Origin of the sequence: Cryobacterium sp. LW097, from assembly GCF_002205495.2 — a bacterium.
GTDB classification, from domain to species: domain Bacteria; phylum Actinomycetota; class Actinomycetes; order Actinomycetales; family Microbacteriaceae; genus Cryobacterium; species Cryobacterium zongtaii.
Window position 1 is genome coordinate 2,619,412 of record NZ_CP021992.1, and the last position, 18,632, is coordinate 2,638,043.

Consider the following 18,632-nt stretch of genomic DNA (forward strand, 5'->3'; position numbering starts at 1 on the left):
ATTGAGGGGGTGACCACTCCCGATGCCATGGCCCAGTGGCCGAACGGTCGACTGCTTTCCACGGCTGCCCGGCTGGTGGAGCATGCCTGGGTCGAAGCCCTCGCTTCCCTCGGCCTCACCCATGCCGGCCTGATTGTGCTGCACCTGCTCGGCGACGGAGCCCGAAGTCAGACCGAACTGGCCCGGCAGGCACGGGTGCAGACTCAGACTATGTCGCGCACCCTGGACAGGCTGGAGCGGGAGGGTCTGGTGGCACGCATCCGGGACGAGCGCGACGCCCGGCGCCACCTGGTGACCCGCACCGACGCGGGCACCGCCGCGTGGCAGCAGGCCCGCACCCTCGAGGCCGACGTGTTTCCGCCGCTCGAGAACGCCGACGAGCTGCGCGCAGCCCTGCTGCAGATCATCACAGCGTCGTCCGCAGAGCGCTGGTAGTCCGGCTCGCTCTGTCCCTGCTGGCTCAGAGCCCGCCGACGAGTCGCTTGAGCTGCTGCACCGATCGAGCAGTGTCGTCGAGGACAACGGGGACCGTGGCGTCGCTGCGCTCGGACCGGGCTACGAGCAAGCCGTAGACCAGGGTGTTCTCACCGCTTTCGTGGGCCGCCCGCGCGGCCTGGCCGAGCTCCTCGATGTAGAGCAGCCTGTCGTGCCGGTCGCCGAGCCGCTTCACCAGCGGTTTGGCCGCCCGGGCGACGTGCGCGTAGCGCCGACGGAGCTTCGCGAATCGGGCGGCAGCGTGGGCGCGCTTCGCGGCCGCTTTCTTCGCTGCCGTCCTGGCCGACTTCTTGGCGGCCGACTTCTTTGTGGGTGGCTTCGTCGCCGTCGCCTCGGCCACGGGGGCGGCTGACGCCACGGCGGCAGCGGCGTAACGCAGCCGGCGGGCGGCCTTGCGCACCTCGTGCAATGCCGGCTCGGGCTCATCCGCGTCGGACACCGTGGCGGTGCGCTGCTCAAGCGCGGCGACGGCCCTGCCGAGGTCCCGCTTGATCTCGGCGGCGGCGGGACGCTCCGCCTTCGGGGTGATCGGCGGCCAGGCCGTGAAGCTCTCGAGGGCATCAAGAAGCCGGTAGTAACGCGTACTCAGGAGATACTCCCGCACCGCGGCGAGGCCCTCCGCGTAGTCCCGGCGGGCTCCACCGACGAGCCGGGTTCGCGCATCCTCGGTGGGGTATTCGGCGACGCCGGCAAGTTCGTCGACCAACCGGGCGGCGCGCACTTCGGCGTCGCGGGCTCGACCCAGCTCGACTCCGAGGTGCTTGAGCTCGAAACGCAGCTCCTTCACCGGGGCCTTGTCGAACAACCTCGCGTAGACCGCGAGGACGCTGCGCAGGCGGCGCACCGTGGTCCGCATGTGATGGATCGCGTCCGGGGCATCCGCTCGCGCCCGGGGATCGGCGTCGACGAGGGTCGCGGTCAGGTCGCGGAGCGCTCCGACAACGACGGCACCAGCGGAGTCCGGCTGCTGCAGGGCGGGGGCGGGGAGCAGCCCCGGCAGCACCTCGGCGCCGTCGAGCTCGGTCAGGGACTCCACGCCCACGGCACGAGCGATCTTGGCCGCACTCGTGGACGGGGTGGCTCCGGCGGTGAGCAACACCTGTTCGACCGAATCGAGCAGTCTGGTGCGCTTCTTGCGGGTGTCGGGAGCGCCATCCAGAAGTTCGAGCTCCCATTCGCGCCACTTGCGGTACGTTCCACCGCGCACATCGGAGGCGGAGACGAGGTCGTCGGCGATCTCGGCGAGAGCCTGACCGTCGGTGTCGGTGAGTCGCACCGTGGTGCGCACAGTGCTCACCCGGGCCAGCGGGGTGAGCGGCCGGTCGCGCACAATCGCGCGAACGGGCTCGAGTACCTCGTCGGGGATGTGTTCAGTACCGTCGGCGTCGCCGATGTCCAGTGGCCAGTGCACCTCGATGCGCCCCTCGGCAGCCGGCATCTTGAGGTGCCAGCCGGCATCGCCGCCACCCTCACGGCGCCGCAGAACAATGCGGTGGCGGGCCAGGTCATGATCGGCAGTGTCGTAGTACACGGCCGTGAGCACAAAAGGCACCTCGGCCGGGTCGGCGGTGATGCCGTCGAGCCCCTGCAGCGACGGAACGGGCCGCAACCCCTCGACGTCGTACTTGCGCTCGATCTCGGTCTGCTCTCGCCCTGTCATGTGTCCTGTCTACTCCCTCGGCTGGGTCTGGAGAACAAAGACCACGCCGTGATCGTGCAGTTCGATGCTCAGGCGGTCGAGGCTGGACACAACGAGGTCGGCGTCCAGCTCGTCGGCCGAGTGAGTGCCGACAACGCCGATGGTTGCGCAGCCGGCTGCGCGACCCGCGGCGAGTCCGGCGGGAGCGTCTTCGACGACCACGCACTGGCGGGCGTCGAGGCCGAGCCTGTCGGCGGCCTCGAGGAACGGGTCGGGCGCCGGCTTTCCCTTGACGGTGTCTTCGACGGTCACCACCGTGGCCGGGGCCGTGAATCCGGCGGATGCGAGGCGGGTGTGGCACAGCTCCCGAGGACAGGACGTCACGATCGCTCGGCGTTCTTCGGGGATGACGGCCATCAGCTCAGCAGCTCCGGGCAGGATGGTGATGTCGTCGGTGTCGCTGAGTTCGAGCTCATTGACCCGGGCGAACGACGTCTCAACCTGATGAGCCGGGACCAGATCAGCGATCATTTCGCGGCCCGGACGGCCATGCTGCACGCCGGCGAACAGCGCACCCAGACCCATTTCGTCGGCCCACTGCTGCCAGGACCGGTTCACGGCCTTGGTCGAGTCGACCAGGGTGCCGTCCATGTCGAAAAGTACGCCCTGAAAGACCCGCCCGAGCACGGCGTGCGCCTCACTCTCGGCAGCAGGCTCCGGAACCGCCTGCAGAATGCTCTGGAGATCGGCCTCGATATCAGCGCCGGCCATCCTTTCGCCAATGGTGCCGGCCGAGTTTTCGGAGGTCGTCATGGTGATTCCTTTTTCCGAAGCACCTTCGTGGTCACTGTCATGCTTCTCCTTCGACCCTAACGAAGCCGGTTGGCGGGCGGTAATTGCACGCGTGCCGACAGGCTCACGCGACCGGCGGACCCTCGGGCGGTGGGTACTCGTCCTGTCGTCGGGTCCTCGGGTCGTGGGCGCGGTGTTGGGGTGGTTTTCGCCAGGTGTCGGTGGGGTCGATCCAGTGTGGGGCTTTGACTTCGGGCATGCCCAGGACCATGCGGATGTGCCACCCCGAGGTGTCGATGTTGTGGTGGTGGCGCCAGCACAGCAGCACCCCGTTGCTCACGTTGGTCGGGCCGCCGTTTTGCCACGGCTTCACGTGGTGGACTTCGGTCCATTGCGGTGGGCAGGTGCAGCCGGGGATGATGCAGCCGCCGTCTCGGGCGGTGATCGCCCTGCGTTGCAGCGGGGTGAAGCAGCGGACTTTGTCGCCGAGGGCGAGGACGGCGCCGGTGCCGCCGAAGAAGATCGGCCGGAAGCCGCCGTTGTCGACCATCTGGTTGATCGTCTTCATCGAGATCGGCCCCTCGACGCCGTCGATCCAGCCAACCCCGACCCCGTTGACGAGGTCGGTTGCGTTCACGTGCACCATCACCGTCGGCGGCATCCCGCCCATGGTCGGGGTGCGGGGGTCTTGGGCGACCTGGACCAGGATGCCACGGAGAATGTCGGCGCGTTTCTGGCCGCCGTCGCGTTCGTCGAGGATCTCGCCGGGCACGAGTTCGCCGGCCTCGATGCGCTGCTGCTCCTCCGCGGACGGGAACGCGGGGGCGCTGCGGGCGGACTGGAACGTGTTGAACAGGTTCTGCATGATGCCCTTGAGCTCCGGCGTCACCCCGCCGCGCAGCGGGTGCAGGCCTTGGCTGAGTTTGCCGAACGAGAACGTGGATTTGGCCTCAAGGATCTCCGCGGTGGGCGCGGCCCCGTCCGGGTTCAACACCGCCTGCCACGTCGCCGCCATCTCCCGGATCCGGTCCGCCGGGAACGTGAACCCCGCCGACGCACCCAGACGCCGGACCGGCCCCGTGCAGACTTGTCCGGCACCAGCACCAGCGCCGGCGCCGGCGCCGGCGTCATCGGCATCGGTGGCGGTGGCGCTGTCGCCGGGTCCGGGGGTGCGGCCGAACACGGACCCGGTCGCGGACTCCACCAGCTCGGCCTCACCGCCGTCCACCATCGACTGGTCGGCATCGAAGCGGCCGTGCACTTTGTAGTCGGCCAGGCCCTTCACGATGTTCTCGGCCGCGTCGATGCCGATTTCCCCGGCGCTCAGTGCCGCGGCCACGAACGGGAACTCGGGCTCGAGGACCGTGCCGCCCAGCATCCGCGGTGCGACCTTCTCACCTAGGCTCACCCGCCGTTTCATTTCCGGCACCGACGTGCCGGTCAGCCCGATCAGCAGATCATTCTGGTGCGACGCCCCCAACCGCCAGGCCAGCGACTCCGTGCCCAGCCCGCGGCGGGACCGGTAACCCACCACGGTCGCCGTGGCCACCCGGGCGGCATCCACCGGCCGGCCGGTGCGCTCGACCATCTGCGTCAACGCGACCACCTCCGGGTCACTCAACGCGTTCACGTCAATGGAATCCATCACCGCCATCACCATCCGCGCCGCATCATCCAGGGCCTGGAGGTTCTGACCGAACGCACCGGCATGCGCGCGCTGCACCCCCGGCAGCTCGGCCGGATCCCGCCACTCGGGCCGCGGCTTAGACGGACCCCGACCGGCCCGACCGGGACGGGACGAGCCCGTCGCGGGGCCGGCCGCAGGGCCGGCGGCAGCGGCGGCCTTCATGTCGGAAGTGCCGCTCAGACTGGCGGCATCCACGGCCGAGAGGGGATCCGGACCGGCCAGACCGGTGTTCCAGTCGTGCAGGTTCGACCCGGTGGGAGTCATTCCCGTCGGTGCGGTGGAGCCATTATCCAGCTCGTCGTCCATACCCCCATTCTCTCACGAATCGCACCTATATGCGAGGAAATGTCAGCAAGTCCGGAACGGATATCGAAAACATTTTTTAACTGCAGAGGATGGCTCGCGGGGTCTCGACACGCTCGACCGACGGGGATGGCGCGTTGTCGGGGACGGGGTGCGGGGTCTCGGCAAGCTCGACCGACGGGATGGGTGCGTTGTCGGGGACGGGGTGCGGGGCTGGTTCGACGAGGCCAGCACGGCGTCGACGGCGGTTCAGGGCACCCCCCGAACAGGAATCCCGCGCGCGGCGGCGGCTGCGGAGTTCCACGGGACATGGTCGGACGAGATGGCTACGCTGAGTTCATGAACCTTCCTCCCGTCGCCGCCCGGAAGCCCACGCGGCGCATCCACCACAACGATGTGTTCGTCGACAACTACGAGTGGATGCGCGACAAGGACGCCCCGGAGGTCATCGCGCACCTCACTGCCGAGAACGCATACACGGATTCCCGCACCAGCCATCTTGAGCTGCTGCAGGAGCAGATCTTCGAGGAGATCAAGGACCGCACCCAGGAGACCGACCTCAGCGTTCCGGTGCGCCGTGGGCAGTGGTGGCACTACACCCGCTCGGTGGAGGGACAGGAATACGGCATCCACTGCCGCGCGCCCATCTCGGGTCCGGATGACTGGACTCCCCCGGTCATCGAACCGGCGACCGGCACAGTCGCGACCGGCACCGACTCGACCGGCGCACACACGGGTGACGCCGCCCCCGGCCTGCCCGGCGAGCAGGTGCTGCTTGACGACAACGCCGAGGCCGCGGGCCACGACTTCTACTCCCTCGGCAGCTTCGACGTGAGCGACGACGGCAGCACCCTGCTCTACGCCGTTGATATCGAGGGCGACGAGCGCTACACGGTGCGGATACGCACCATCGCCACGGGCGAGAACCTGGCCGACGAAATCCCGAACACCAGCGCCGGCGCGCTCTTCGACCCGAGCGGCCGATACGTGTTCTACACGACCGTCGATGACGCCTGGCGCCCCGATACGGTTTGGCGCCACGAGGTCGGCACCTCGGTCGAGGCTGACGTGACGGTGTTCACCGAGCCCGACGAGCGTTTCTGGGTGGGCGTCGGCCGTTCGCGCAGCAACCGATACCTCATGATCGAGGCCGGCTCCAGCGTCACCAGCGAGACCTTCCTTCTTGACGCCGCCGACCCCACCGGCGAGTTCACGGTGGTCTGGCCGCGGCGCGACAACGTGGAGTACGACGTGGAGCACGCCGTCATCGACGGCGAAGACCGCCTGCTGATCGTGCACAACCACAACGCTGTGAACTTCGAGCTCGTCAGCGTGCCGGCCGCCGATCCGAAGGACCCGGGCCGGGTGGTGCTGCCGCACAGCGAGCGCATCCGCCTGGAAAGCGTCGACGCGTTCCGCGACTTCGTGGTGGTCGAATACCGCAAAGACGGCCTCACCCGGGTGGCCTACGCCACCAAACGCGGCGGCGGCCTCACCGAGATCACCTTTGACGAGGAACTCTTCTCGGTGGGCACCGGCGGCAACCCCGAATGGAACCAGCCGACCATCCGTCTGGGCTACACAAGCTTTGTGACCCCTTCGACGGTCTACGACTACGTGGTCGCCACCGGCGAGCTGCGCCTGCTCAAGCAGCAGCCGGTGCTCGGCCACTACGACCCGACCCTGTTCGAACAGCGCCGCGAATGGGCCGTTGCCGCCGACGGCACCCGGGTACCCATCTCCATCGTCTACCGTTCCGACCTCGTCGAGCCCGGCGTCCCGGCCCCCACCCTGCTCTACGGCTACGGCTCCTACGAGATCAGCATCGACCCGTCCTTCAGCATCTCCAGGCTCAGCCTGCTTGACCGCGGCATGATCTTCGCGGTCGCCCACGTGCGCGGCGGCGGCGAGCTCGGCCGGCTCTGGTACGAAAACGGCAAGACCCACCAGAAGCGCAACTCGTTCACCGACTTCGTCGCCTGCGCCGAGCACCTCATCGACTGCGGCTACACCTCGCCGGACAAGCTCGTCGCCGAGGGCCGCAGCGCCGGCGGACTACTGATGGGCGCCGTGGCGAACATGGCGCCGTCCCTGTTCTCCGGCATCCTCGCCGGGGTGCCGTTCGTCGATCCGCTCACCTCGATCCTCGACCCGAGCTTGCCTCTCACCGTGATCGAGTGGGACGAGTGGGGCGATCCGCTGCACGACGCCGAGGTGTACGCCTATATGAAGACCTACTCACCGTTGGAGAACGTGCACCAGACGCACTACCCGCGGATCCTCGCCGTCACCAGCCTCAACGACACCCGGGTGCTCTACGTGGAGCCGGCCAAGTGGGTGGCGAGACTCCGCGAGGTGGGGGCGGATGCACTGCTGAAGACCGAGATGTCCGCCGGCCACGGCGGCGTCTCGGGTCGCTACGCCGGCTGGCGCGAGCGGGCCTTCGACTACGCCTGGCTGATTGACGCGGCCGGGGCGCATCCGTCTGGTGAGGGCGAATTCGCCTCCCTCAGCGGCGCAGACGGCGGTACTGCATAGCCTGCCGATGGCCGAATGGGGGGAACCTGGTCGGCGACGGTGTGTGACCCAGTAAAGTGAGCAGGTCGCGGCAGTGTGTCCGCAAGCTACTTGGTCTCGGAGGGGGGACTCGACAGTGACGTCTGTGTCGGCCATCCCGCGTCCTCGACCGCGGCTGTCGCGTGCCGATTACGTCGTGTTCGGTGGCATCGGCGTGGTGCTGCTCGTCAACCTCATCGACCTGGTTTTCCACGGCGTCGGATCCAACCCGCTCGTTGACGGCTGGTTGGCCGTGCTCAGCAACTGGGCAGCCGTGGTTCTGGTCTGGCTGGCCGTCAACCGGGTACGCCTCACCCGGCCCGACATCCTCCTCGCCGCGGCAGCGGTGACCGCACTGGCCGTGGGTGACACCGCGTACAGGCTGTTGCCCGACGATGCCGGCGCCGAACTCATACCCTCGCTCGCGGACACCTGCTATCTGATGTTCTACGTCTTCATGGTGGGCGTGCTCGCCGTGATCGCCCACCGTGGGTTGCGCGCTCAGGCCTGGCCGGTGCTCCTTGACAGCGCCGTCGGCGCGTTGGGCGCCGCCTCGGTGCTCGCCGTGCTGCTCTCCCCCGCCCTGGAAACCGGCGGCCCGTTTTCGGTGACCGTCTTCCTCAGCATGGCGTTCCCGGTGCTGGACCTGCTGCTCATCGCGGCCCTCGCCGGCGTCGCTGCGATCCCGGGCCGGGTGTTAGGTCGCTCCGGGCTACTGTTGACCGCCGGTCTGCTGCTCTTCGCGGGGGCCGACACCGTCTACGCCGGGCAGGCGCAGGTCGAGTCGGTGCTCATCGGATCGGCCCTTACCGGCGCATGGGCGATCGGCTTCGCTCTCATCACAGCGTGGGTGCTCGCCTCGGTGCGCCGCCGCACCCTGCCGGAGCACTCGTCGATCACCGCCGTCGCCGACGGCACCGTCTACGCCGCCACCTCGGTGGCGGCCCCGATGTCGGCCACGGCCGCCGCCCTGACCGTGCTGCTGCTGGCCAGCCAGACCCACGTCTCGGTACTGGCCGTCGGCCTCGCCGGCGGCACTCTGGCACTGGCCGCGATCCCGCTGGCCTTCAGGCAGCGCCAGCTGCACTCGCTCTCACGTACCGACGACCTGACCGGCCTGCCCAACCGCCGCGCCCTGGCGGTGGATGTCGCCGCCCGGCTGCATGACGTCGACGCCCGGCCGAGCGCCCTGCTGGTGCTGGACCTGGACAGGTTCAAGGAAGTGAACGACAGCCTCGGCCACGAAGCGGGCGACCAGCTGCTCGGCCAGATCGGCGCCCGGCTCTCCGCCGCCCTCCAGGCCGGTGATCTGCTCGCCAGGCTCGGCGGCGACGAATTCGCTGTTCACCTGCACCACGCCGACCGCAAACGCGCCACGGCCATGGCTCGCCGGTTACGCCTGGTGACCGCACGGCCCATCGTCATCGGCGGCCTCAGCCTCGAGGTCGGGCTGAGCATCGGCATCGCTCTGGCACCTGAGCACGGTTCAGACCTGAGCGGGCTGATGCGCAAGGCCGACATGGCCATGTACACGGCGAAGTCCAGCCGGGTAGGCCAGCACGTCTACTCCCCCGGCGACGACAGCAACGACGAGGCCCGCCTGCGCACCCTGCACGAACTGCGCATCGCGCTGGCCGAGAACCAGCTCGTGCTGCACTACCAACCCAAGGTGCACCTGGCCACCGACACCGTGCCGGGCGTCGAGGCACTGGTGCGCTGGAACCACCCCACGCGAGGACTGTTGTACCCCGCCGCGTTCCTGGATGTGGCCGAAAACGGTGGCCTGATGCGCACCCTCACCCGGGTGGTCCTCGAACTCGCCCTCGACCAGGCCGTGCTCTGGCAGGCCCAGGGGCGCACGGTGACAGTGGCCGTGAACCTGTCGTCGCGGTCGCTGGCCGACTACCAGCTCGCCGGGGTGGTCACCTCGATGCTCACCGACCGGGGGCTGCCCGGCTCCGCCCTCATGCTCGAGGTCACCGAGGAATTCCTGCTGGTGGACCGCGACCGCTCCCGCAACATCCTGCTGCGCCTGCGGAACGCCGGCGTACTGATCGCCGTCGACGACTTCGGCACCGGCTACAGCTCGCTCGCCTACCTGCGGGACTTGCCGATCGACGAACTCAAGCTCGACCAGTCCTTTGTCATCCCGATGCTCGACGACGACAGGGCGTCGGCGTTGGTCGCGTCCTCGATCCACCTCGGCCACAGCCTGGGCATACGCATCGTGGCCGAGGGCGTGGAGACCGCGGAGGTGCTCCACCAACTGGAACGCTTCGGCTGTGACGTGGCCCAGGGCTATCAGCTGTCCCGCCCGATTCCCGCGGCGGAGCTGGAACGCTGGCTCGACGCTCGCACGGCGCTGCCTGCCGGGATGCGGGCCATCCGGTAGCCGGCCGCTGCGGGTGTGCCCGGCGCGCGAGTGGGAATAGAGTGACCCCGAGCGAAGGAGCACACCATGCAGATCGACAGGGTCGAACTTGAACCGCGCACCCTGCTGGGGGTACACGAGAACGTGAAGATGGCTGACCTCACCGAGTACTTCGGGCGGGCCTTCGAGGTGTCCGCCGCGGCCATGGCCGCCCAGGGGCTGACGCCCGCCGGGCCGCCGCTGGCGCTGTATCACGGCATGCCCACCGACACCGTCGACGTCACGGCGGGCTTCCCCATCGCCGGGCCCGCCCACGGCACGGCCGATGTCGTCGTGACCGAGCTGCCGGCCGGATCAGCCATCGCGAGCGTCTACACGGGGCCGTACGACGGGATGACCCGCACCTACGACGAGATCGCCGCCTGGTTGCGGGAGCAGCACCTCACCCCCGGCATGTACATGTGGGAGGAATACCTCAGCGATCCCGAGACGAATCCCGACCCCGCGACCTGGCAGACCCGGATCGTTTTCCCGCTGACCTGAGCGGACGCCCCGGCCCGGCTGTCGGCGGGTGCGTGAGACCATTGAGCCATGCCGCCCACCCCGCCGTCGCCTGGCGCCGCCGACTGGAAGTCGGCCGTTGAGGCCCTGACCGGCCCGGCCGCGGCGGAGCCGACCCTGCCGCCCGTCGCCGAGCCCGGCGACGGCGCCCGCACGGCCATGGGCCTGCTCTTCGAGTTGCGCGAGCAGACCCCGCGCAGCAACGACCGCTGGCGCGGGGCCACCGCCGTGCGTGCCTCGGCCGGCCGGGCCAGGACCGGCGCCATCCGGCTCGGCGTGCGTCCGGTCCTCCGCAGCGACTCCGGCAAGTGGGTGAAGTCCACGATCACCTGGAGCAACGTGGGCTACCAGCTCAATCGGCAGAACCTCAACGTGGCGCAGCACCGCTGGTTCTGCCAGTTCGTGCCGCTGCACAGGGTCGACCGGCCGGTCTACAACGGCCAGGACACCGAGTGGCTCTACCTCGACGAGTTCGAGAGCCCCCTGCTCTGGCACCTGCTCGCCGAGGCCCAGCGGCTGGGCATCGGCCTGACCGGCAGCCACAAGGACGCCGCCGTGACGGTGGCCGCCACGGCGACTGTGCTGCTCGATGCGGTGCAGACTACTGAGGCCCTCACCCTCTCCCCCGTGCTCAGCATCGACGGGCACCGGCATCCGGTCGGCGACGCCGGCGCGCTCGGCGACCACGGCGTCTACGCGTACAGGCTCGGCGCCGACCCCGCCATCGTGCTGGCCCCGAGCCTCGAGCCGCTCAGCGCCGAACAGCGCCGGCTCCTCGGCGGCACCGGCGACCGGGCCGCGGTGCAGCCCGGCCTGGCGGTGCCGGCCGGCGAGGTCGACGAGTTCTTGCGCGAGTATTACCCCACCCTGCGCCGCAGCCTGCCGATCGTCAGCACGGATGCCTCCATCGAGTTCCCGCCGCCGCCCCCGCCGGTGCTCGTGCACACCGTGAGCTTCGAGCCGAAGCAGGCGGTGCGGCTGGATTGGCAGTGGCAGGGCGACCGCGACGAGCAGGCCGAGACCGAGGTGCTGGACCGGGTGACGACCGCCGTGCCCGACCTGTCGGCGCCGGCCGATCCTGACGCACCAACCGTGACCCTCAAGGGCCTCCCCGCCGCTGAGTACACCGACCGAACCCTGCCCAGGCTCGAGACGATCGCGGGGGTGCGGGTGCAGCTGGTGGGCGACAAGCCGGACTACCGCGAGCTCACCGGAGCCCCGCAGCTGATCGTGACGACGGTGGAGACCGAGAAGCGCGACTGGTTCGACCTCGGCGTGATCGTGCGGATCGACGGCCGCAGCATCCCGTTCAACCCGATCTTCACGGCGCTCGCGAAGGGGCGCAAAAAACTGCTCCTGGTGGACAACAGTTACCTCTCGCTCACCCAGCCGGTGTTCGACAGGCTGCGGGAGCTCATCGAGGAGGCCAGGGCGCTGTCGGAATGGGAAACCGGGCTGCGCATCAATCGGCACCAGGCCAGCCTGTGGTCGGACTTCGAGGACCTCGCCGACGAGACCGAGCAGGCCGTGTCATGGCGGGCCGCTGTGGGCGGGCTGCTTGCCCTCGACCGCGGTGCCGCGGATGCCGCGGCCCTGCCCAGGGCCACGCCGCTGCCGGCCGGGCTGACCGCCACCTTGCGCCCGTACCAGCTGGCCGGATTCGAGTGGCTGGTCTTCCTCTGGGAGCACGGCCTGGGCGGCATCCTTGCCGACGACATGGGGCTGGGCAAGACTCTGCAGGTGCTGGCGCTGCTCAGCCACGCCGTGCAGACCCCGGCCGACGAGCCTGCGGAGACTGCGGAGCCCCGCCGGCCGTTCCTGGTCGTGGCGCCCACCTCCGTGGTCTCCAACTGGCTCGCCGAAGCGGCCCGGTTCACGCCGGGCCTCCGCGTGCGCTCGGTGACCAGCACCCAGGCCACCAGCGGCCGCAGCCTGGCCGACCAGGCCGAGGGCGTCGACGTTCTCGTCACCTCCTACGCGCTGCTCCGCCTCGACTTCGACGCCTACCAGGCGCACGGCTGGTCGGGGCTGATCCTCGACGAGGCCCAGTTCGTGAAGAACCGCACCTCTCAGCTGCACCGCGCGGCCCGCGATTTGAACGTGCCCTTCAAGCTGGCCGTCACCGGCACACCCCTGGAGAACAACCTGCTCGAACTCTGGGCGCAGTTCGCCATCGTGGCGCCGGGCCTGTTCCCCTCGGCCCGCCGCTTCACCGAGGAGTACCTGCGCCCGGCTGAACGCAAGGTGCGCTCCCAGCGCGAGCTGATCGACCGGCTGCGGCGGCGCATCCGCCCACTGATGCTGCGGCGCACCAAGGATGTCGTGGCCAGGGACCTGCCGGCCAAGCAGGAACAGGTGCTGCGCATCGACCTCGACCCCGAACACCGCGAGATCTACGACACCTTCCTGCAGCGCGAGCGGCAGAAGCTGCTGGGACTGATGGACGACCTCGAGGCCAACCGGTTCATCGTGTTCCGCTCGATCACCCTGCTGCGGATGCTGAGCCTGGATGCCTCGCTGGTCGACGACCAGTACGCCGGAGTGCCCTCGAGCAAGCTCGACGCGCTGTTCGAGCAGCTCGACGAGGTGATCGCCGAGGGGCACCGGGCCCTGATCTTCAGCCAGTTCACCTCTTACCTCGCCCTGGCGGCCGCCCGTCTGGACGCCCGCGGGGTGCGGTACAGCTACCTCGACGGCTCGACCGCCGACCGGCCCGGCGTCATCGACCAGTTCAAGGCCGGGGACGCACCGGTGTTCCTGATCAGCCTCAAGGCCGGCGGCTTCGGTCTGAACCTCACCGAGGCCGACTACGTGTTCCTGCTCGACCCCTGGTGGAACCCGGCCAGCGAGAACCAGGCCATCGACCGAACCCACCGCATCGGCCAGACCCGCAACGTGATGGTCTACCGGCTGGTGGCCGCCGACACCATCGAGGAGAAGGTGATGGCGCTCAAGGAGTCCAAGGCCAAGCTGGTCGAGGCGGTCCTCGACGACGACGCGGTCTTCGCACAGTCCCTCACCCCCGAAGACATCCGGGGCTTACTCGAATAGGGTCCTCGGGGTTACTTGACGAGGGCGAAGCCGCCGGTCCAGCCGATGGAGGAGCCGGCCGCGAGGGTCAGCTGCAGGAAGCCGAGGGCTTCGAGCTCACGGGCGCGCTTGAGGGCGCCGGCGTCGAGGGCGAGTACACCACCGGCGATCAGCAGGGCGATCAGGGCGTCCTTGGCGGATGCGTCGTCGCCGGCGACGAGCACCGTGGTTGGGGCGACGCCGTTGACACCATTGGTGGCCAGGGTGGCGGCGAAGGTGGTGTTGAAGGCCTTGAGCACCCGGGCGCCGGGAACGGTCTCGGCGATCACCTGCGCGGCCGAGCCATCCGCCGGCACGACGAGCGAGTCGAAGGTGGCGAAGTCCAGCGGGTTGCTGATGTCGACCAGGATCTTGCCGTCCAGCTGGCCGGCGTACTGTGCCAGCACCCCGGCGACCGCCGGGTACGGCAGGGCCAGAACGACGATTTCACCGGTGAGGGCATCACCGGCGACTCCCGACGTGACGGATTCGCCGGCCAGAGCCGCCGCCGCCGCGGTCTTCTCGGCGTCCTGTGCCAGCAGCTGAACCGAAGCGCCGCCCTTCGCCGCGATCGTCGCGATGGCGGTTCCCATGTTGCCGGCTCCGATGATGCTGATGCTCGTCATGACATACTCCCTCTCGCCTTGCGGCGGATAATTAGTTGTTGATACAAGTAACGTACCGGCTTTTAGTTGTCGCGTCAACCAAAGCGGGACCTGCTTGATAAGCTATCCCCATGGACACGAACGAAACGCCCGCCGTGCAGGGACTCAACCAGGCCCAGCTGCACGCCTGGCTGCGCTTCGTTGCGGTGGTGGAGCTGGTGCCCGGGCTGCTCGACTCCCAGTTGCAGCGCGACTCCGACCTGAGCCACTTCGAGTACTACGTGCTCGCGATGCTCTCCGAAGCGCCCGACCACACCCTGCGAATGACCGGGCTGTCCTCGATGACCAATTCCAGCCTGCCCCGGCTCTCGCACGTGGTGCGCCGGCTCGAAGACCGTGGCCTGGTCAAGCGCACACCGTGTCCGAGCGACCGGCGCGCGACGAACGCCAGTCTCACCGAGGAGGGCTGGACCGTCGTGCAGGCCGCGGCGCCCGGGCACGTGCGCACGGTGCGGGAGAACGTGATCGACCCACTCACCGACGAGCAGGTGGCGCAGCTGGACGCGATCTCGAACCAGCTGCTGATGAAGCTCGACCCCACCAACCGTCTCAACCCCGGGGCCCCGAAAGGAGTCTGAGCCATGCGGATCACCCGACTCGAACCCGGCGAGGTCTTCGTCTTCGGGTCCAACGCGACCGGGCTGCACGCGGCCGGTGCCGCCGCCCTGGCGCACGAGAGGTTCGGCGCGGTTTGGGGCCAGGGCCACGGGCTGCACGGTCAGTCGTATGCGATCGACAGCATGAGCGGGTTGGCGGTACTGCAGCACGAGGTGACCGGGTTCGTTCGGTTCGCGGCCGAGCATCCGGAGCTCAGGTTTCTGGTGACCGAGATCGGCTGCGGCATCGCCGGCTACACGCCCACCGAGGTCGCCCCGTTTTTCGCGGGGGTCGGCGCCAATGTCGTGCTGCCGGAGCGGTTCGCGGCTGAGCTCGAGCGTTAGACGGCGGGCCCCTCGACGAGGTCGATGAAGGCACTCAGCTGCGCGAGAGTGCCCGCGTTGTGGGGCAGGGCATCCGTGAGCGCGGGCGAATAGAGCAGGTACGCCGCCCACTGCGCGCGGGAGATGGCCACGTTGAGCCGGTTGGCAAGGAGCAAAAACTCGAGCCCGCGCGGCACCTCCTCGGCGCTGGATGCGGCGAGCGACACGATGGCCACGGCCGCCTCCCGGCCCTGGAACTTGTCGACGGTGCCCACGCTGACCTCGTGCCAGCCGTCCCTGGCCAGCCGCTGCCGGATCACCTCGACCTGCGCGTTGTACGGGGCGACGACGATGAGGTCGTGCTGGCCGAGCGGGGTGCTCTCACCGTTCACGGTCCAGGGGCGGCCCAGCAGCGAGCCGATCAGCTCGGCCACGGCGTCGGCCTCTTCGGATGACGAAGTGGAATTGAGGGTGTGCGGCACGGGCAGCGGATGCAGGCCGGGCTCGACGCCGTCGAGGTGCCGGGCGGCGGCCCGGGACTCGAGTTTGCCCTCGTAGGAGAGCCTGGAGACGGGCGCACACACCGCGGGGTGCATGCGCCAGCTCTTAGCCAGGAAGTAGCCGAACTCGGCCGGCAGCACATCGTGCCCGTGGGTGAGCCAGCCGAGCGCGGATACGTCGACGGGCTCCGGATGCGAACCCTGGCTCACTTGCGGCAGCTGCTGAGGGTCGCCGAGCAGCAGCAGGCGCCGCGCAGACACCGCGGAGGCGATGGTGCTGGCCAGCGAGAACTGGCCGGCCTCGTCGATCACGAGCAGGTCGAGCGAGCCCGGTTCGATGCGGGTGGCGTTGCTGAAGTCCCAGGCGGTGCCGCCGAGCACGAAGCCGCCGGCCTGACCGGTGAACTCGGCGAAGCCGGTGGGTGCGAGCGCGGTCCAGCCGTTCTCCCGCGGTTCCTCCCCCGTCTTGGCCTTCTTTCCCACGTGCCCGGATGCGAGCCCGGCCTTGAGCACGGCGCTGAGCATGTTCTCCACTGTCGCGTGCGACTGGGCGACCACGCCGATCTTCCAGCCGTGATCGCGTACGAGCTCGGCGATCACCCGAGAGCCTGTGTAGGTCTTGCCAGTGCCGGGCGGGCCCTGCACCGCCAGGTAGGACCTGTCGATGCTGAGCAGGCTGTCGCGGATGGCGGTGGTGATGTCGCCGTTCACCGGTGGAAGCGATTCGTTGGTCGAGCTTGTCGACGCCGTGCTGAGCCTGTCGAAGTAGACCGAGCGCCGCGGCGGCACCCTCCGCAGAACGTCCAGGGCCGCATCCGGCAGCATGGCCGGCAGGGCGTCGAGCACCCGCTGCCCCCACTCGGCGATCGCCGGCACCTGCGTGCCGGGCGGTGGCGGCGTGGCCGGGGACAGCGCCATCGGCAGCTGGTCGTAGGCGTCGACGCCGCGGCCGAGCTTCTCGGTGACGTAGAGCACCTCTTCACCGGTGGCCTCATCGACCAGGCCGGTGATCTCGGTGCGCTCGTGCGCCAGCCGGGAGCCGGGCTCGCCGGTCTGCGCGAGCGGCGGGTAGGGCGCGTCATAGAGCAGGAACGGTTTCTGGCCGAGCTTGAGCGAACTGCCCGGCGCCGGCTCGCCCTCGATGCGCAGCAGCCTGGACAGGTTGCGGTCCCGGCCCACCAGCGCCCAGTCACGCTCGACCGTGACCTGCGCCACGATCAACACGTCCCGGGTCGCCGACCACTCGTCGACGGGGTTGCGCAGCCTGTCGAAGTGCTCCTGCCAGAACTTCTTGCCCTCCCGGCGGTGGTAGTCAATGGCGGCGGAGGCCAGGGCGATCGCGGTCTGGTCGGCCGTGCGGTCGCCGGGCGGAGCATCCGCCACCTCGGCCGCCAGCGCCAGGTAGACCGGGCTGGGCTCCCGCACCGGGATGGCCAGCTCCAGGTCGCGGGCGGCGGCGCGAGGGATGCCGGCCTCGTCGGCGCGGGCGAGCAGCCAGTCGCGCAGGCGCAGCGTGGAGAGGCAGTCGTATTCGTTGTAGTCGGCGATGGCGTCGAGCTTGGTCTGGGCGGCATCCGTCTGTCCGGCCCGGAACAGGTCGCGGGAGTCGGCGTATTCGGTGATCGAGTCGGCGGCGTTGTCGACGCCCTCGCGGTGGTCGTCACCCATGTAGAGCGGTTCGAGCTTCTTGATCGAATAGCTGCGGGAGCCCACCCGCAGGCTCTTCTTGACCACGGGGTAGAGGTCCACGAGCACATTGCTCTGGAGCAGATCGTCGACGGCGTCTTCGCCGACCCCGTGCCGGGCGGCCAGGGCGAGCAGGTGGGTACGTTCGTAGGCGGCGTAGTGGTAGATGTGCAGGGCCGGGTGCTGGACGCGGCGCTCGGTCACGTAGGCCAGGAAGTCCATCAGCGCCTGGCGTTCCTCGGCATAGTCGTGCGCCCAGAACGCACGGAAGGTGCCGTCGGTCTCGATCAGGCCGAAGAGGTAGTCCAGGCCCCAATCCGGGCTGTCGGTGCCCGCGGCGGTCTCGCTGTAGAGCGGGTCACCCTCGAAGTCGAAAAAGATGTCACCGGGGTCGGGCTCCGGCAGGGCGCCGAGCGCCACCGGGTTGTAGACCTCGACCGCGGGGGCGTCGGCGTGGCCTGGCTGCCCGGTGGCGAGCTGGCGGGACTGCAGCTGCAGCCGGGCCTGGGCGCGCAGAGCCGCCACGGTGGCGTCGACCAGTCCGTTGACCGGCCCGGTGCTCGCCGCCAGGGCCTCGATCGTGGTCAGGCCGGCCTCCAGCAGGTGCCGGCGCTGGGTGAGCCGCATGCCGGCTACGAGCAGCACGTCCCGGTGCGCCTCCACCTCCACGGAGCAGGCCGCGCAGCGCCCGCAGGCCGTGTAGCGCGGGTCACCCCACGGGGTGGGCTCCGGGTCGGCGATTCGTTCGTCGATGAGGCGTTCGAGCCGCGCACGGCGCTTGCGGTACACCGGCAGGATGTCGCGCAGCCGGTGCGAGCTCGTGCGTCCGTCGCCGAGCAGCAGGTGCACCTGCTCGCCGGTGCGGATGCCGAGCCTGTCCAGCTGGTCGCTGTACGCGGCCACCTGCAGCAGCGCGGTGATCTTCGCGGAGCGCGCCAGCTTGGTGTCGTAGACCTCGTAGGCGCCGTCGTCTGTGCGCATGATGAAGTCGGCGAACCCGACGAAGCGGCCGTCGAAGAAGGTGGCCTGAAAGAGCACATCGGACCCGGCCCGGAACGCGTCGGCCGTGACGGCGGCCGCCTCCGGCAGTTCCCTCATCGACGGGCGGGCGAACTCGACCACGTCGCGGCTTTGCCGCAGCCGTTCCAGGTAGCGCAGCTCGTGTGCGTCGCCGAGCGCGCCGGCACGGCGCAGCATGGCGTCACCCTCGTCGGGCACGGTGTCGATGCGGCCGAGTTTGCCGTCGAGCTTGCGCATCAGCGCCCACTCGCAGCCCGCGGCGGCGCCGAGGTCGCTCGCACTGAAGATGACTGTTTTGTCGAGCGTCGAATCGAGCAAGAACACTGGTGCGCCTCCACCTGCTGGGATCTGGTCAGGTTACCGGAGGC

Annotated in this window: 12 protein-coding genes; 7 read left to right on the forward strand and 5 right to left on the reverse strand. The window is 69.4% G+C overall.

What is annotated here, in order from left to right; all coding sequences use genetic code 11:
- Positions 1-9: 9 nt before the first annotated feature.
- Complete coding sequence (locus B7495_RS12215) at positions 10-435, forward strand: MarR family winged helix-turn-helix transcriptional regulator (protein WP_240632234.1); 426 nt, start codon at positions 10-12, stop codon at positions 433-435.
- 25 nt (positions 436-460) lie between these two features.
- Here the strand turns inward: B7495_RS12215 and B7495_RS12220 are convergent, their stop codons facing one another.
- From B7495_RS12220 to B7495_RS12230, 3 genes are all read right to left on the reverse strand, one after another.
- Positions 461-2,155 carry a CYTH and CHAD domain-containing protein gene (locus B7495_RS12220; protein ID WP_088456808.1) on the reverse strand — a complete coding sequence of 565 codons (1,695 nt, stop codon included), beginning with the start codon at positions 2,153-2,155 and terminating at the stop codon, positions 461-463.
- Positions 2,156-2,164: 9 nt separating this feature from the next.
- A complete protein-coding gene (locus B7495_RS12225) occupies positions 2,165-2,947 on the reverse strand; it encodes an HAD-IA family hydrolase (RefSeq protein WP_205748675.1) in 783 nt (260 codons plus the stop codon).
- A gap of 103 nt (positions 2,948-3,050) precedes the next feature.
- Positions 3,051-4,919 (reverse strand): HNH endonuclease signature motif containing protein, encoded by a 1,869-nt coding sequence (locus B7495_RS12230; RefSeq protein ID WP_151199571.1) that lies wholly within the window; start codon positions 4,917-4,919, stop codon positions 3,051-3,053.
- Positions 4,920-5,255: 336 nt separating this feature from the next.
- Between B7495_RS12230 and B7495_RS12235 the strand changes: the two genes are divergently transcribed.
- The 4 genes from B7495_RS12235 to B7495_RS12250 all read left to right on the forward strand — a co-directional run bounded on the left by B7495_RS12235 (position 5,256) and on the right by B7495_RS12250 (position 13,455).
- Positions 5,256-7,454, forward strand: a complete 2,199-nt coding sequence (locus B7495_RS12235) for a S9 family peptidase (protein ID WP_088458083.1) — start codon at positions 5,256-5,258, stop codon at positions 7,452-7,454.
- A 124-nt stretch (positions 7,455-7,578) separates the two neighbouring features.
- On the forward strand, positions 7,579-9,864 hold the full coding sequence (locus tag B7495_RS12240) for a bifunctional diguanylate cyclase/phosphodiesterase (RefSeq protein WP_168195319.1): 2,286 nt from the start codon (positions 7,579-7,581) through the stop codon (positions 9,862-9,864).
- A 66-nt stretch (positions 9,865-9,930) separates the two neighbouring features.
- The gene (locus tag B7495_RS12245) at positions 9,931-10,386 is read left to right on the forward strand and encodes a GyrI-like domain-containing protein (RefSeq protein ID WP_088456811.1); all 456 of its coding nucleotides are present in this window, start codon (positions 9,931-9,933) and stop codon (positions 10,384-10,386) included.
- A 48-nt stretch (positions 10,387-10,434) separates the two neighbouring features.
- A complete protein-coding gene (locus B7495_RS12250) occupies positions 10,435-13,455 on the forward strand; it encodes an SNF2-related protein (protein ID WP_088456812.1) in 3,021 nt (1,006 codons plus the stop codon).
- Between the two features lie 11 nt (positions 13,456-13,466).
- Here the strand turns inward: B7495_RS12250 and B7495_RS12255 are convergent, their stop codons facing one another.
- A complete protein-coding gene (locus B7495_RS12255; protein WP_088456813.1) occupies positions 13,467-14,099 on the reverse strand; it encodes an NADPH-dependent F420 reductase in 633 nt (210 codons plus the stop codon).
- Positions 14,100-14,209: 110 nt separating this feature from the next.
- On the opposite strand from B7495_RS12255, the gene B7495_RS12260 reads away from it, so the two are divergent.
- The gene (locus B7495_RS12260) at positions 14,210-14,716 is read left to right on the forward strand and encodes a MarR family winged helix-turn-helix transcriptional regulator (protein WP_088456814.1); all 507 of its coding nucleotides are present in this window, start codon (positions 14,210-14,212) and stop codon (positions 14,714-14,716) included.
- A 3-nt stretch (positions 14,717-14,719) separates the two neighbouring features.
- A complete protein-coding gene (locus tag B7495_RS12265) occupies positions 14,720-15,079 on the forward strand; it encodes a hypothetical protein (RefSeq protein WP_088456815.1) in 360 nt (119 codons plus the stop codon).
- Here the strand turns inward: B7495_RS12265 and B7495_RS12270 are convergent.
- On the reverse strand, positions 15,076-18,588 hold the full coding sequence (locus B7495_RS12270) for a bifunctional RecB family nuclease/DEAD/DEAH box helicase (protein ID WP_240632235.1): 3,513 nt from the start codon (positions 18,586-18,588) through the stop codon (positions 15,076-15,078). The genes B7495_RS12265 and B7495_RS12270 overlap by 4 nt on opposite strands.
- Positions 18,589-18,632: the final 44 nt, after the last annotated feature.

Coding starts and splice junctions, on each gene's coding strand:
- B7495_RS12220 (WP_088456808.1), bottom strand. CDS start 2,155: ATGACAGGGCGAGAGCAGACCGAGATCGAGCGCAAGTACGACGTCGAG.
- B7495_RS12225 (WP_205748675.1), bottom strand. CDS start 2,947: ATGACGACCTCCGAAAACTCGGCCGGCACCATTGGCGAAAGGATGGCC.
- B7495_RS12230 (WP_151199571.1), bottom strand. CDS start 4,919: ATGGACGACGAGCTGGATAATGGCTCCACCGCACCGACGGGAATGACT.
- B7495_RS12235 (WP_088458083.1), top strand. CDS start 5,256: ATGAACCTTCCTCCCGTCGCCGCCCGGAAGCCCACGCGGCGCATCCAC.
- B7495_RS12245 (WP_088456811.1), top strand. CDS start 9,931: ATGCAGATCGACAGGGTCGAACTTGAACCGCGCACCCTGCTGGGGGTA.
- B7495_RS12250 (WP_088456812.1), top strand. CDS start 10,435: ATGCCGCCCACCCCGCCGTCGCCTGGCGCCGCCGACTGGAAGTCGGCC.
- B7495_RS12255 (WP_088456813.1), bottom strand. CDS start 14,099: ATGACGAGCATCAGCATCATCGGAGCCGGCAACATGGGAACCGCCATC.
- B7495_RS12260 (WP_088456814.1), top strand. CDS start 14,210: ATGGACACGAACGAAACGCCCGCCGTGCAGGGACTCAACCAGGCCCAG.
- B7495_RS12265 (WP_088456815.1), top strand. CDS start 14,720: ATGCGGATCACCCGACTCGAACCCGGCGAGGTCTTCGTCTTCGGGTCC.